The sequence below is a fragment of the Chromohalobacter sp. 11-W genome (assembly GCF_029889905.1).
Lineage (GTDB): Bacteria > Pseudomonadota > Gammaproteobacteria > Pseudomonadales > Halomonadaceae > Chromohalobacter.
The window spans coordinates 186511-201755 of record NZ_JARANZ010000004.1; the positions used below are offsets into that span (position 1 = coordinate 186511).

Consider the following 15245-nt stretch of genomic DNA (forward strand, 5'->3'; position numbering starts at 1 on the left):
GCATCACTCCTTATTATTGGCACTGCGATCGTTGGCACCGCGGTCATTGGCCTCGGCGGTGGATGCGGTGAAGAAAGCGCCGCGTGGCAGCTGCATGGTCAGGCAGTGGAGGCTGCCATGTTGGCGGATCACGGTGCGACAGTCGATGGGAATGATATCGCGCCCGGGGAACGCACTGGCCAGTGCCGTTAGGGCCACGCCATCGGCGGCATCGGCATAGGTGGGCACGAGGACCGCGCCATTGATGATCAGGAAGTTGGCATAGGTAGCGGGCAGGCGATGGCCGTCATCGGGGTCATAGCATGCGCGGGGCAAGGGCAGGGGGATGAGGCGATAAGGCTCGCCATCGGCACGCTGAAAGGCCTTGAGTTCGCTTTCCATCTGCGCCAACGCGGAGAAGTGCGGGTCGTCAGGGTCTTCGCAGCGCACATACGCAATGGTCTCGGCATCGCAAAAGCGCGCCAGGGTATCGATGTGGCTATCGGTATCGTCACCTTCGAGATGACCTTGCGTGAGCCACAGACAACGTTCGATGCCCATGTCGTCGCGCAAGGCGGCTTCGATCTCTTCACGCGTCAGGTGTGGATTGCGGTTGGGATTGAGCAGGCAGGCTTCGGTGAGCAGTAACGTGCCATAGCCATCGCCGTCGATGGCGCCGCCTTCCAGAACCATTTCGCGTGCCTCCCGCAGGGCGGCGTAAATGCCAATACCCGAGAGAGTCGCGGTCAGCGCATCATCGCGTTCGGCGGCGAACTTGCCGCCCCAGCCCGTGAAGCGATAATCGAGCAGCACGATCTGGCCGTCGCGTTCGATAGCAATTGGCCCGTGGTCGCGGGTCCAGGTATCGTCCGAGGGCGCTTCAATGAGATGCCATTGCTTAGGATGAATGCCCAAGCGGAAAAAGCGTGAGTCGAGACGTTGGCGTGTCGCGTCATCGGCGACGATAACCAATACGGGCTGGTATCGTGTGATCGCCACGACCAAGGCTTCCAGAGAGGCTTCGATACGCTCGAGCAGAGGCTCCCAATCGCTTTCGGCACTGGGCCAAGTGAGTTGAATGGCGTCCTGAGGATGCCATTCGGGGAACAGGCGTGGGAGCATTGCGGTCTCCTATAGGGATTGAGGCACGACACCGTGGCAGGACCTCGTTCGTCATGTCGATATGACAGCGACCGCGGCATTTTAGTCTTCGCCGACACGGATGCAAGTATCACCAGGCGCTGCCCATGATGATGCCATCGGATGGTTTTTTCGCCGTCATTGGCTCATGCAGGAGCACGCAAAAACACGTACCATGAGCCCGGCTCATACCAAGGAATCGATGTCGATGCTGGATCGCTTGCCGTTTCTTATCGGATTGCGCTATGTACGCGCGAAACGTCGCAACCATTTCATTTCATTCATATCTCTGACGTCCATGCTGGGCTTGATGCTGGGCGTGGCGGTGTTGATCCTCGTGTTGTCGGTCATGAACGGTTTCGATCATGAACTGCGGACACGCATATTGGGTATGGTGCCGCATACCAAGATCGAAGCCCAGGGAGGCATGACGGACTGGAAGACACTCGCCGAACGCCTGGAGAAGCGTGACCACGTCATTGGCGCGGCGCCGTACGTTCAACAGCAAGGCATGTTTTCCTCCGAAGGACGTACCCAGGGAGCAATGGTCAACGGGATCGACCCGAGCTACGAAAGCAAGGTGTCGATCATCGACGAGCACATGACGCGAGGCTCGCTAGACGACCTTGCGCCCGGCGAGTGGCATGTGGTGCTGGGTGACTTGCTGGCACGCAACCTTGGCGTGGGTGTGGGGGATCGCGTGACCTTGCTGGTGCCTGAGGCCTCGATCACGCCGGGGGGCGTCTTCCCGCGCCTCAAGCGTTTCACCGTCAGCGGTATCTTCAAGATAGGCGCCGATCTCGACGCCAACCTGGCTTATGCCAACATCCATGACATGCAGAAGCTGGGCCGCCTGGGAGATGCGGTCGGTGGACTGCGTCTGGAACTGGATGATCTCTTCCAGGCGGGGCCGGTCACCAACGAGATCGTGAACGATCTGGGTAGTGGTTACCGGGGGGTAGACTGGACCTATACCCACGGCAATCTGTTTCAGGCGATCCAGATGGAAAAACGCATGATCGGGTTGCTATTGATGGTGATTGTCGCCGTGGCGGCATTCAACATCGTCTCCACACTGGTCATGGTGGTGACGGACAAGCATGCCGACATCGCGATCTTGCGAACCATCGGCGCCAAGCCGGGCACTATCATGCGTATCTTCATAGTCCAGGGGATGGCGATCGGGACGATTGGCACCGTCGTGGGGGTGGCGCTCGGCGTGGTGCTGGCGTTGTCGATATCGGACTTGATTGCCTGGTTCGAGGCGTTGACGGGGATCCAGTTCCTGGACCCCAATGTCTATTTCATCAGCTATCTACCCTCGCAACTTCAGTGGGGCGACGTGGGCATCATCGCGGGAGCGGCTTTCGTGCTGACATTCCTGTCAACGTTGTACCCCGCTTGGCGTGCGGCGCGTATTCAACCGGCCGAGGTATTGCGTTATGAATGAGGAAGCCGCGATGGCATCGAATGGCAACCCCACGTTCGCCAACAATGAGGTCATGCTGCAGTGCGACGGCCTGACGCGTATTTATCGCGAGGGTCCGCAGGACGTCACTGTGCTTGATGCGCTGGAATTGGAAGTGCGTGCCGGTGAGCGCGTTGCCGTAGTGGGTAGCTCAGGATCAGGCAAAACCACATTGCTCAATCTCTTGGGTGGCCTCGACCGTCCGAGTGCGGGACATGTACGCATTGCCGGCCAGTCGCTGACCGAAATGGGGGAAGCCGCATTGGGCGGCTTTCGCAATCGCCATATCGGCTTCGTGTATCAGTTTCACCACCTGCTGGCGGAGTTTTCGGCGTTGGAAAATGTCGCCATGCCATTGCTCATTCGTGGGCAAAAGCGGCAGGAGGCGCAGGAAAAGGCGCGTGACATTCTCTCCCGCGTGGGCATGGCAGAGCGCTGCGAGCATAAACCGGGCGAACTGTCGGGCGGGGAGCGGCAACGCGTGGCGATAGCCCGCGCCTTGGTGACCGATCCCAGCCTGGTGCTGATGGACGAGCCGACCGGTAATCTTGATCAGACCACGGCGGGCAATATCCTGTCGTTGATGGATAGCCTTGCCGCGCGTAGTGCCTGCGCCTTCATCATCGTCACCCACGACACCGGTCTCGCCGCCCACCAGGACCGCGTGATGCGCCTTGATCAGGGGCGCCTGAGTGCGGACTGAGTGAGGACGTTACGTCTGACGCTGGCGGCGTCGCCGTGCGCGGCGCTGCCAGCTTCGGGCCACCTGCCAACGCCAGATCAGGCGAATGATCAGGTTGCTGAGCAAACCGACGATGATCGCCACCACGAGCGAGCCCACGAGCAGGGCGGGCAAGATATCCGCCATTTTTTCGGCAATCCACGCCGTCGACAGCCTGTCGGGCATGTGGCGTGCGGGGGAGTCGAGCAGCCATGCGCCGACACGGTAATTAAAGTAGAAAATCACCGGCATGGTGAGCGGGTTGGTCAGCCAGACGAGGCTAACCGACAATGGCAGGTTGCAGCGCAACAGCCAGGCGCCGAAGGCGGCGACGACCATCTGTAATGGGATCGGTAATAGCGCAACGAAAAGACCCACCATGAAAGCATTGCCAACGCTACGGCGCGACAGCATCCATAGGGACGGGTCGCCCAGCAGGTGATGCATGAAACGCAGCGACCGTTGGCGTTTCAGCGTTTCCGGCCGGGGCATGTAACGCTGCAGAAATCGGCGAGGCATGATCCACGAGCTATCGAAGTGTCGATTCATTATCCATACAACCCTGGGCTCTCGCTATCGTTGCGCGTCGGCGCGCATCAGTCGATGATATATCGTCATTAGCTAAGAAAAGGATGGCGAATGAATCTGGGGTGGGCGATGCCGCTGGCCCTGGCGGCTCTTGTCGGCAGCGTCTGGGGTTGGTGGGGACTGGCCGGCGGTGTCTGCGTGTGGGGGCTGGCCGTCCTGTTGGCTGTGGCACGCGGACGCTGGCGATGGCTTGCGATGCTCGTCGTGGCGGGGATATGCGCGTGGCAGATTACCGAGCAGCGCGTAGGCACGTTGCCCGAGGGCTTGTCGCGTCAGGATGTCACGCTCGCTGGGCGGGTGACGCAGGTAAGTGAAGATCAAGGGCTGACACGCGTGCGCGTTGCGGTCACACACTGCGCGCCTCGAGAGACCGATTTACCGTCCTGCGAGGCGCTTTCGAAGGTGCGGCTGTCATGGTACGACGCCCCGGTGATGCACACCGGAGAGCGCTGGCGATGGTGCGTGCGCATGCGTCCGCCGCAGGGCTTCGCCAATGATTACGGCTTCGATTATGCGGCCTGGCTATGGCGCGAAGGCATCCAGGCGACGGGGTATGTGCGTGATTCGTCCGTGACACAGCGTTTGATGACTGCGTCTCCTACCATGCGCGATGCCGGCTTGGCGTTTCTGGATACGCAGCCATTGTCCGAGCTTGCTACCCGCTGGTTGGCGGCGCTTACGCTGGGCGCTAGTGAGCGTCTGACGCAGGACGACTGGGACTTGCTCAACGCGACTGGCACCACGCACCTGATGGTGATATCCGGATTGCATGTCGGCTTGGTGGCGAGCGTGACGCTGGTCTTGCTACGCCTGCTAGCGCGAGGTATGACACCAGGGCATTGGCGCCTCGCGACTTGGCCGTGGTGGCTAGCAGGGCTTGCGACGTTAGGATATGCCGGCATGGCGGGGTTCGAACCGCCCGCGCTACGCGCCACGGTGATGGCCTTGCTAGGGTTGTGGGTGGCCAGCGGACGTCATGCGCCAGGGCCTTGGCAGGCCTGGTGGCTGGCGTTGCTGGTGATCGTGGTGAGTGATCCTCTGACGATGTGGCGCCCTGGGCTGTGGCTATCGTTTCTGGCGGTGGGCGTGCTGATCGCGGCCTGGCAGGGGCGTCCCGCGCCGCGTGGTGTGCGGGGATGGCTGTGGGCATTGGCTCGTTCGCAATGCTTGCTGGCGCCGTTCATGGCCGCCGCCGTGCTGATCGGGTTCGAGAGGCTGGCGCCGGTGGGGCCGCTGGTCAATCTGGTGGCGGTGCCGCTGGTCGGCAGCATCATGGTGCCGCTGGGGCTGCTGGGCTGGGCGTTGGCCTGGTCGTCGAGTCTGGCGATGATCCCGTGGGGGATATTCGATGGACTCGCTCAGGGCGTTTGGAACGGGCTGACACTGGCTGCCGCGTGGCTGCCTGTGTGGTCGCCGCCGATATGGGAAACATGGCCGCTGGCGCTGATATTGGCTGTGCTGGGCATGGTGTGGCTGATCCCCGGGCTGTGGGGATATCTGCGCCTTTGGGCCTCGGTGAGCCTGATCGCTCTGGCGTTCGTCCTGCGTCCGCCCGCTATTGCGCCGGGGCGGGTCGTGGTCACCGTGCACGATGTGGGACAGGGGCAGTTGGTCGAGCTGCGCAGTGCCACTCAGCACTTGCTGTTCGACACCGGGCCACGTTATGGCTCGGGATTCACTCCCGCGGAGTCGCTGTGGCCACCGGGACGGCACTTCGACGATATCATCGTCAGCCATAGCGATCGCGATCATGCCGGCGGGGTGGAGACGCTTGACGAGATGCATCATGTGGCGCGCTGGTGGGGGCCGCCGGAGATGCCCCTGGGCGTCGCCACACGGGCGTGTCGTCGCGGTGTAGGGTGGCAGCGAGATGGCGTCGACTACCGTTTTCTATCGCCCGTTGGGGGTGACGTGACGCGCTCCGACAATGATCGTTCGTGCGTATTGCAGGTGACGGCTGACGATCAGCGCTTGTTGATCACGGGGGATGCGGGAGACTTCGTCGAAAAGCGCTTGCTGGCGGGGCTCGAGACCCCGTTGACGGTCCTGGTTGCAGGGCATCATGGCAGTCGTACCAGTTCCTCGCAGGCGTTCGTCGCCCGCACTCGGCCGGAGCACGTCATCTTTAGTGCCGGCCGGGACAATGCGCATGGGCATCCGCATTCCGAAGTGGTGCGCCGTTTTCGCCGCGCCGGCAGTTGCTTATGGAATACCGCCACGGACGGCGCATTGCGTTTCACGCTGGGCGTACCGGCGCCGCGCATGCATCCGGCGCGCCCGCCCGGCGGTGTCGAAGGGGCGTGCATTGGGGTAGAATCCGGCGATTGATGCTTGTGCATCGTATTCAAAATGGCACGCCGCCCCGCGGCTCATGCACCATTTACTTCAGTAGTTGCCCCCTTGAGTGGGGCGAGCAAGCCTCTCAACCAGCGGAGACGCCGTGAGAAACGCTACCAGTTGGTCCCTTTACCGTCGCTTGCTGGGATACGTTAAACCGCATTGGAAGGCGTTCATGGCCGCTGTGGTGGGGTATGCCATCTATGCGGCCTCGAGCACCGCGTTGGCGGAAATGATGAAGCGCCTGATCGACGGCATCCAGAACCCCGATGCGGCCTTTCGCCTGATGTTGCCCCTGTTCGTGATCGGCATGTTCGCGGCGCGGGGCGTGGGGACATTCCTGGGCACCTACTACATGAGTGATGTAGCCCGTAATGTGGTCCATGCGTTGCGCTGCGAAGTGTTCAACCACATGTTGCGCTTGCCGGGGCGTTTTTTCGATATGCACTCCAGCGGCCATCTGCTGTCACGCGTTACCTACCATGTCGAGCAGGTGACCGGGGCCGCGACCAACGCCATCACCATCATCCTGCGTGAAGGCCTGTTCGTGATCGGCCTGGTCAGTTATCTGCTCTGGACCAACTGGATGCTGACGCTGATCTTCTTGGCCGTCACACCGTTGATTGGCCTTGTGGTCAGTTACACTAGCAAGCGCTTCCGCCGCTTGTCGCGGCGTATTCAGAATTCGATGGGCGATGTCACCCACGTCGCTTCCGAGGCGCTATCGGGTTATCGCGTGGTACGTACTCACGGTGCCGAAGGCTATGAAAAGGCGCGCTTCGCCGAGGCCAGCGATTACAACCGCGAACAGAGTATGAAGGTGGCGTTGACCAAAGCCGTCAGCACGCCGGTCATCCAGTTATTGGTGGCGCTGTCGCTGGCGGGCTTGGTATGGCTGGCGATGTCACCGGCCTTGATGGCCTCGATGACGCCGGGTGAGTTCGTGGCCTTCATTACCGCTGCGTCGTTGATGGCCAAGCCGGTGCGGCAGCTCACCGAGGTCAACAGCACGATCCAGAAGGGACTGTCGGCCTCGCAGGAGTTGTTCGGCCTTCTCGAGCAACCGCCCGAAGTCGACGAGGGTACCTATGTGCCGACGCGCATCGACGGGCGTGTGCGTTTCGAGGGCGTTCGCTTTCGCTATGGCGAGGATCAGGCCGAGGTGCTCAAGGGTATCGATCTGGATATCCCCGCCGGGGAGATGGTCGCCATCGTGGGGCGTTCCGGCAGCGGCAAGTCGACCTTGGTGAGCTTGCTGCCACGTTTCTATCGTCCCACCGAGGGGCGAGTGACGCTGGATGACGTAGATATCCAGACCTATTCGCTGTCGCCGCTGCGTCAGCGCATCGCGCTGGTCTCCCAGCAGGTAACGCTTTTTAACACCACCATCGGTGCCAATATTGCGTACGGACATCCCGATTCCGACCGGGAAGCCGTCGAGCGCGCTGCGCGCGCCGCCTACGCGCATGAGTTCATCGAGCGTTTGCCCAATGGCTATGAGACCGTCGTCGGCGATAATGGGGTGATGCTGTCCGGCGGCCAGCGGCAGCGCCTGGCCATCGCGCGGGCCATTTTCAAGGATGCCCCTGTGCTGGTGCTCGACGAGGCCACCTCGGCGCTGGATACCGAGTCCGAGCGTTATATTCAGCAAGCGTTGGAAACGGTATGCCGTGGGCGAACGACCTTCGTCATCGCCCATCGCTTGTCGACCATCGAACGTGCCGACCGTATTCTGGTCATGGAGCAGGGCGAGATCATCGAAAGCGGCACGCATGCTGAATTGCTGGCGCAGGATGGCGCCTATGCTGCGCTTCACCAACTGCAATTCCAGGAGGCCGAGTGAGTCGCTTGCAGGATGCCTGGTACCGTGACGCGGCCTGGCTCATGCCGTTGCGTCCTTTGGCGGGGCTGTATGCTTCGGCGATGGGCGCGCGACGCAGGGCCTACCAGCGTGGCACGAAGACGGTCTGGGCACCTCCGGTGCCGTTGATCGTGATCGGCAATCTTTCCGTGGGAGGAACCGGCAAGTCGCCCCTGGTGGCATGGATGGCGCGCTGGCTCGCCGAACGTGGCTGGCATCCGGGCATCGTCTCGCGTGGCTATGGCGGCCATGCACGTCGTTATCCGCTGTACGTGACGCCGGAAACCTCTCCGGCAGAAGCCGGCGACGAACCGGTCATGCTGGCGGCCCAGACAGGACTTCCCGTCGCGGTGGACCCCGACCGCCCACGGGCCGCGCGCAAGTTGATCGCGGCCGGCTGCGATATCCTGTTGTCCGATGATGGGCTACAGCATCTGGCCATGGGGCGTGATATCGAACTCGTGGTGGTGGATGGTGCGCGCGGCTTCGGCAATGGTCGCTGTCTGCCCGCGGGGCCGCTGCGCGAACCGCTTTCCCGATTGGATGAGGTGGACGCAGTCATCGGCAACGGCCCGCTGCAGCAGGACTTGCCGGTACCTCACTACAGCATGCATCTGACGCCGTCGCGTTGGCGGCATCTGATCGATGATGTCTGCTATCCCATCGAGGGGCGGCCGTTCAATGGGCGCGTGCATGCCCTGGCGGGGATCGGCCATCCAGCGCGTTTCTTCGAGACACTGGCGGGACTGAACGTCGAATTCGATCCTTGCCCGTTGGCCGATCACCATCGCTTCGATGCTGCCGACCTGCAATTTTCCGACAATCGTCCGGTGGTCATGACGGCCAAGGATGCGGTCAAGTGTCGTCCTTTCGCGCATGAACGGTGCTGGGTATTGGATGTCGAAGCACATCCCGATCCGGCGCTCATGACCTGGCTAGAAGGCCGCTTGGCGGCGCTGACCGAGAGGTGAAACATGGATAAGCAAATGCTGGCAATGCTGGTGTGCCCCCACTGCCAGGGCAAGCTCAAGTACGACCGCGAGCGCGGTGAACTCAAGTGTTACTTCGATGGCCTGGCATATCCCGTGGAAGACGAAATCCCGGTGATGCTGGCCGAGCAAGCGCGCCGCATGGACGCCGACGAGAAGCTAGCCAAGTCGCGCAGTGGTGCCGGAGAGGCACGGGATGACGCGACATGAATGATGTGGTCGTGGTGATACCGGCGCGCTATGGCTCGTCGCGACTACCGGGCAAACCCTTGTTGGAGATCCACGGCGAGCCCATGATCGCGCGCGTATGGCGACGCGCCTGCCAAAGCGGGGCCACGCGTGTGGTGGTGGCCACCGATGATGCGCGTATCGAGACGGCTATGCGGCCCTATGAGGCCGAGGTCATGCTGACCGAGCACGACCATCCCTCCGGCACCGATCGCCTCGCCGAAGTGGCGGCACGTCTAGGCTTGGATGCCGATACCATCGTGGTCAATGTGCAAGGCGATGAGCCGTTCATTCCAGCGGCGCTGATCGATCAGGTGGCACGGCGTCTCGCCGACGATGCGAGTGCCTCGATTGCCACCCTGGCGGAGCCCATCGGTGACGTCGAGACCTTGTTCAATCCCAACGTGGTCAAGGTGGTGCGCGATCTATACGGGCGCGCTTTGTACTTCTCCCGGGCGCCGGTGCCCTGGGCCCGAGAGAGCTTCGCTCAGCGTCCCGATCATCTCGAGACCGATGCTTGGCTTCGCCATATCGGCCTCTATGCGTATCGTGCCGGTTTCCTGGCCGAGTATGTCGATTGGTTGCCGTCGCCGCTCGAGCAGCTGGAGCAGCTCGAGCAATTGCGCGCCATGCACCATGGGCATCGCATTCAGGTGGCGCTGGCCTGCGAGCCCCATCCGGCGGGGGTCGATACTCAGGAGGATCTCGAACGGGTGCGCCGTCTGATCGCCGAGGAGGAAGGCACGGCATGATCCGCATTCTCTTCGTGTGTCTGGGCAATATATGCCGTTCGCCCACTGCTGAAGGCATCGTCAGGGCGCGCTTGCAAGCGGCAGGCCTTGCGGAGGCCGTGGCGCTCGACTCCTGCGGCACCGGGCGCTGGCATGTGGGCGAATCGCCCGATCCGCGCGCCCAGGAGGAAGCGCGAGCGCGGGGTATCGATATCGCCTCGCTATGCGCGCGCCAGCTTCGAGTCGATGATTTCCATGCGTTCGATTACTTGTTGGCCATGGATGCGGACAACCTGGCCCATATGCGACGTATGGCACCTGCCGGCTGTGAGTCTCATCTCGGCTTGCTGCTGGATTTCACAGGGACACCCGGACGCTCGGTGCCGGATCCTTATTACGGGGCGGGGGACGGTTTTGCCAATGTGTTCGCCTTGATCGAGCAGGCGGCCGACGGCCTGATCGAAACTTGTCGTCAGCGCCTTGAAGCGCAGCGTTCGGAGCGTGGCGATGGCGTTCGCTGAGACCGCGACACTCGATAATACGCTGGGGTTGCCCTGTTTTGCGGAACGTTTCATCGCGGCCACCACGCACGATGAGATACGCACCGCACTGACCATGGCGGCGGATGATGCGGCGCCGCTCAACATCGTGGGTGGCGGCAGCAATCTGATCTTGGCGCCGTGTCTCTCGGGGGTGACCTTGCAGGTGACGTGTGCCGACTGGTGGTGGGAAGAAAGCGACGACCAGACGATTCTCGTATACGCACAGGCGGGGTTGCCCTGGCACGATCTTGTCACGGCATGCGTCGAACGCGGCTGGTGGGGGATCGAAAACCTAGCGTTGATCCCGGGCCATGTCGGTGCCGCGCCGATCCAGAATATCGGCGCCTACGGTGTCGAGCTCGCCGACGTATTGGACGCGGTCCATGTCATGTACTGCGATGATGGCCGCGCCGCCGTTTTCTCGCGCGATGATTGTGGATTCGCCTACCGAGACAGTATTTTCAAGCGCGCGCTGGCAGGGCGCGTCGTGGTAACGCAGGTGGTATTGAGATTGTCGCGCAGTCCTTCGCCTCGCTTGGGCTACGGCGATCTTGCCAAGCGTGTTTCGGTTCATCCCGAGGTGCGGGAAATCTTCGATGCCGTGTGTGCCGTGAGACGAGAGAAGCTGCCCGATCCCGCCGTGCTGGGTAACGCCGGCAGTTTCTTCACTAATCCCGTGCTCGAGGCGACCGAAGCCGAACGTCTCGTGCGGGAATATCCTGCGATGCCGCACTTCCCGCAACCGGATGGAAGCGTCAAGCTGGCTGCGGGATGGCTGATCGAGCGCTGTGGCTTCAAAGGGGCTCGATGGGGCGCCTTTGGCGTGCACGAGCGCCAAGCATTGGTGCTGGTTCACTTCGGTGGTGGCAACAGGCAAGAGCTTTTGGCGCTGGCCGATCATATTCGCGATAGCGTACATCAGGCATTCGGGGTGTTGCTGGAGCGAGAGCCGCGCCTGATGGGGTAGCGGCGTCCGCTATGTTTGTGACGATGCATTATTGAGCACCAAGATGAAGCGACCATAAAAAACGCCTGAAGGAGAAATCCTTCAGGCGTTTTTGTATCTGGCAGGCGGCCGAGTCGGCCGCCTTGGCAGTCGCTTAGGCGTTGTCGTCGCCGCGGAAGAGGTTTTCCTGGAGACGATGACGCTGTTCGCGTGGATCGTTGTGGGCGCGACGACGTTGGCGAGGCGCGGTCGTTTCCTGGGGCGCTTGCGACGCTACCGTGGTGGTGGCTGCCGGCGCGGATGCCTCCTCGGCGCGAGGCGTAGCCGTCGGTGCCGGGGACTCGGCCGGCGTCGCGGGCGTTTCCTCGGCGCTGGTCGGCGTGTCGACTTCGGGCGCCGATGCAGGCGTTGAAGTCGAAGCCGAGCTGACCTCTGCCTCGGCGCTGTCCTTGGGCGTTGTCGCGGCGGTCGTATCGGTGACTGTGGCGTTATCGTCTTCAGGTTGGGAGGACGGCGTCACGTCATCGTTGGCCGGCTTGTCATCGCTCGCCTTAGCCGCAAGGGGCTCGGTGGGCGTAGACGGAGCGGCTTTCTCGCTCGCGACCGGCGCGTCGCTGGCCTGCGGAGCATGCTTCTCGGCCTGAGAAGCTGTGTCACTTTCCTCCTTGGGGGCTACTTCGACGGTTTCGCCGGCATCCTCGGGCGCGGTTTGCGTCGGTGCCTGTGCCGGAGAGCCATCAGCAGACGCTTTTGCAGAGCCATCAGCGGACGCTTGTGAAGAGCCATCAGCAGGTGCTTTTGAAGCGTCATCCGCGGAAGCTTCTTCCGATGTCGCCTGGGCGGCGGGGCGTTCGGTGCTGTCCGCTGCCGGCGACGTGGTGTCGAGCTGTGCCGCGCCGTTTTTCGCGGCGTCGGTGGCGCTATCGGCTGCCGGTGCCTCGGCCGGGTATGACGGCTTCTTTGCGTCCGCGCGGGACGTATCCGCCAAATCGCGCTCGTCCGTCTTGGCGTGCTTGGGCGTGCTCTCTCGAGACTGAGGCTCGTGGGGCTGTGTCGTCGTCTCGGACGTCGCTTCGGTCGTGGCGGACGAGGCCGTCTGGCTCGGCTTGGCGCTCGCGTTGTCTTCTGCGGGCTCAGCGGGCGAGGGAGCGGCACTGGAGGTTTCGCCCTGGATGTCTTGTGCCGGTTCGCTTGCCGCTTCTTGCTGCTGAGCTTTCAGTTTTTCCTGCTCGGCGACGGATTGCGGATTCACGGCATGCTTGCGGCTGCGCTGACGCGGGTTATTGCGCGTGCGCTTTGGCTTGCTATCTGCCTTCGGCGTTTCGCCTTGCGCTGGAGAGGCCGAGGCCTTGTCCTCGGACGCCGCTTGTGAGGCAGACTCCGACTTGGGCTTATTGGCCTTGGTGTCCTTGTTTTCCGCGCGGGGCTTGTTGGATTTGCCGGCGTTACGTGCTTCGTTGCGACCGTCGTTACGAGTGTCCTGCTTCGAGTTCTCGCCGTTACTGGTGTTGTCGCTACGTTCGGCATTGTTCGACTTGCCGGAGCCACGCGAAGGCTTTGAATTGCGGTTGGACTGCGAGTTGTTGCTCTCCTCGCGACGGCCTTCGTTACGCGATGCCTGGCGCTCTTGTGATTCCTCGCCATTGCGACGCCGGCGGTTATTATTATTGCCGTTGCGGCTATTGTTGCCACTGTTGGACGCTGTATCGCGGCGCGCATCATCGTTGTCGTGCGACGTCTGACGCTGCTGTTTGTCGGCGGGCTTCTTATCGCCCGAACGTCCCGCTTGGCTGTTGCCGTTACGGTTGCGCTGTTGCGAGGAATCCGTCGTGGACGACTTGCTGGCCGCGCGCTTGGGCGATTCGGCGCCGGATGCGGTGTCCTGTGACGAGGCGGCGCTATCATCGCCATTGAGCAGCTTGCCGAGGCCTTTCACCATGCGTGAGAACAGCCCACTTTCGGGCGCTGCTGCAGGTGTCGTTGTGGCGCTCGGCGTAGAGTTCGCTGCGCTCGACTTGCCTTGGGGGGCGGTATCGGTCTGCAGCGAGGTGGGAGCCGGGGCGTTGTGCGCGATGCTCTTGACCGCTGCTTCCGCGCGCTGCACTGGCTTTTCGAGTGCCGGGTCGGGTTCCTGCGTCAGCTCGGTTTCGGTGGCCAATTCGAAGCTCGAGCGCTGACCGTCTTCTTCATTGACTTGGTCGTCGCGCAGACGCTGCATGTCGTAGTGCGGCGTATCCATGTCGGGGTTGGGCAAGAGGACGACCTGAACGCCTTGCCGCTGCTCGATGTCATTGAGCACGCTGCGCTTTTCGTTGAGCAGGTAGGTTGCCACCGGTACCGGAAGAACCGCACGAATCTGCGAGCTGCGCTCCTTCATGGCCTCTTCTTCGATGAGACGCATGATGGACAGCGAGATGGAGCGTACATCGCGGATGGTGCCTTGACCGTTGCAACGCGGGCAGACCACGCCACTGGTTTCGCCGAGCGAGGGCCGCAGGCGCTGGCGCGACATTTCCATCAGCCCGAAACGCGAGATGCGTCCGATCTGCACGCGGGCGCGGTCGAGCTTGAGCGCATCGCGGACACGGTTTTCCACTTCGCGCTGATTCTTGGCCGGTGTCATGTCGATGAAGTCGATGACCACCAGGCCGCCGATGTCGCGAAGCCGCAACTGCCGTGCGATTTCGTCGGCGGCTTCGAGATTGGTCTGCAGCGCGGTTTCCTCGATATCGCTGCCACGTGTGGCGCGTGCCGAGTTGATGTCGATGGACACCAGGGCCTCTGTGTGGTCGATGACCACGGCGCCGCCGGAGGGCAGTTTGACTTCACGCTGATAGGCGGTCTCGATCTGCGACTCGATCTGGAAGCGCGAGAACAGCGGCACGTCATCGGCGTAGAGCTTGATCTTGTTCTGGTAGGAAGGCATGACCTGGCGGATGAAATGCAGGGCTTCCTCGTGTACCTCGGGGCTGTCGATCAGGACCTCGCCGATATCATGGCGCAGGTAATCGCGCATGGCGCGAATGATGACGTTGGACTCACGGTAGATGAGGAAGGGCGCGCTACGCTTGCCGGCTTCCTCGGTGATCGCCTCCCAGACCTGGACCAGATAGTCCATGTCCCACTGGAGTTCCTCGGGGGAACGCCCGATCCCGGCGGTGCGCACGATGACGCCCATCTTGTCGGGAACGGTGAGTTGGCCCATGGCGTCCTTGAGCTGCGCGCGGTCTTCGCCCTCGATGCGGCGCGAAATGCCGCCGGCACGAGGGTTGTTGGGCATCAGTACGAGGAAGCGCCCAGCCAGGCTGATGAAAGTGGTCAGCGCGGCGCCTTTGTTGCCGCGCTCCTCCTTGTCCACCTGGACGATGACTTCCTGACCTTCCTTGAGGACTTCCTTGATGTTGGGGCGCCCGGAAGGCTCCTTGGTGAAATACTCGCGGGAGATTTCCTTGAGCGGCAGGAAGCCGTGTCGTTCGGCGCCGAAATCGACGAAGGCGGCTTCGAGGCTGGGCTCGATCCGCGTAATGCGGCCACGGTAGATGTTGGCTTTCTTCTGTTCCCGAGCACCGGATTCGATGTCGAGGTCGTACAGGCGTTGTCCATCGACGAGCGCGACGCGCAGCTCTTCGGGCTGTGTCGCATTGATGAGCATTCGTTTCATGCAAGTCTCACTGACTAGGCGTGCCGGTCTAACGACAAGGCGTGGCAACGGCGC

Annotated in this window: 12 protein-coding genes; 9 read left to right on the forward strand and 3 right to left on the reverse strand. The window is 62.3% G+C overall.

Annotation, left to right across the window (positions count from 1 at the left end):
* Positions 1-3 precede the first annotated feature (3 nt).
* Positions 4-1101, reverse strand: coding sequence for an agmatine deiminase family protein (locus OP494_RS07515; protein ID WP_280540144.1), 1098 nt, complete (start codon positions 1099-1101; stop codon positions 4-6).
* Between the two features lie 226 nt (positions 1102-1327).
* Here OP494_RS07515 and OP494_RS07520 point away from each other — a divergent pair, with 226 nt between their 5' ends.
* Positions 1328-2569, forward strand: coding sequence for a lipoprotein-releasing ABC transporter permease subunit (locus OP494_RS07520; protein ID WP_280540248.1), 1242 nt, complete (start codon positions 1328-1330; stop codon positions 2567-2569).
* Positions 2562-3290 carry an ATP-binding cassette domain-containing protein gene (locus OP494_RS07525; protein WP_280540145.1) on the forward strand — a complete coding sequence of 243 codons (729 nt, stop codon included), beginning with the start codon at positions 2562-2564 and terminating at the stop codon, positions 3288-3290. The genes OP494_RS07520 and OP494_RS07525 overlap by 8 nt, the downstream gene beginning before the upstream one ends.
* Positions 3291-3299: 9 nt before the next feature.
* Here the strand turns inward: OP494_RS07525 and OP494_RS07530 are convergent, their stop codons facing one another.
* On the reverse strand, positions 3300-3827 hold the full coding sequence (locus tag OP494_RS07530; RefSeq protein ID WP_247619981.1) for a DUF2062 domain-containing protein: 528 nt from the start codon (positions 3825-3827) through the stop codon (positions 3300-3302).
* A 120-nt stretch (positions 3828-3947) separates the two neighbouring features.
* On the opposite strand from OP494_RS07530, the gene OP494_RS07535 reads away from it, so the two are divergent.
* The 7 genes from OP494_RS07535 to murB all read left to right on the forward strand — a co-directional run bounded on the left by OP494_RS07535 (position 3948) and on the right by murB (position 11551).
* Complete coding sequence (locus tag OP494_RS07535; protein ID WP_280540146.1) at positions 3948-6224, forward strand: DNA internalization-related competence protein ComEC/Rec2; 2277 nt, start codon at positions 3948-3950, stop codon at positions 6222-6224.
* Between the two features lie 112 nt (positions 6225-6336).
* A complete protein-coding gene (gene msbA / locus OP494_RS07540) occupies positions 6337-8076 on the forward strand; it encodes a lipid A export permease/ATP-binding protein MsbA (protein WP_280540147.1) in 1740 nt (579 codons plus the stop codon).
* Entirely contained in the window at positions 8073-9065 is a 993-nt protein-coding gene (gene lpxK / locus OP494_RS07545; protein WP_280540148.1) for a tetraacyldisaccharide 4'-kinase, read from the forward strand. Before msbA ends, lpxK begins: the two co-directional genes overlap by 4 nt.
* A gap of 3 nt (positions 9066-9068) precedes the next feature.
* The gene (locus OP494_RS07550; RefSeq protein WP_280540149.1) at positions 9069-9293 is read left to right on the forward strand and encodes a Trm112 family protein; all 225 of its coding nucleotides are present in this window, start codon (positions 9069-9071) and stop codon (positions 9291-9293) included.
* On the forward strand, positions 9290-10063 hold the full coding sequence (gene kdsB / locus OP494_RS07555; protein WP_280540150.1) for a 3-deoxy-manno-octulosonate cytidylyltransferase: 774 nt from the start codon (positions 9290-9292) through the stop codon (positions 10061-10063). The genes OP494_RS07550 and kdsB overlap by 4 nt, the downstream gene beginning before the upstream one ends.
* Positions 10060-10563: a low molecular weight protein-tyrosine-phosphatase gene (locus OP494_RS07560; protein WP_280540151.1), complete on the forward strand. Its 504-nt coding sequence runs from the start codon at positions 10060-10062 to the stop codon at positions 10561-10563. Before kdsB ends, OP494_RS07560 begins: the two co-directional genes overlap by 4 nt.
* Positions 10550-11551, forward strand: coding sequence for a UDP-N-acetylmuramate dehydrogenase (murB, locus tag OP494_RS07565; RefSeq protein WP_280540152.1), 1002 nt, complete (start codon positions 10550-10552; stop codon positions 11549-11551). Before OP494_RS07560 ends, murB begins: the two co-directional genes overlap by 14 nt.
* Positions 11552-11684: 133 nt before the next feature.
* Here the strand turns inward: murB and rne are convergent, their stop codons facing one another.
* Entirely contained in the window at positions 11685-15191 is a 3507-nt protein-coding gene (gene rne, locus OP494_RS07570) for a ribonuclease E (RefSeq protein ID WP_280540153.1), read from the reverse strand.
* Positions 15192-15245: the final 54 nt, after the last annotated feature.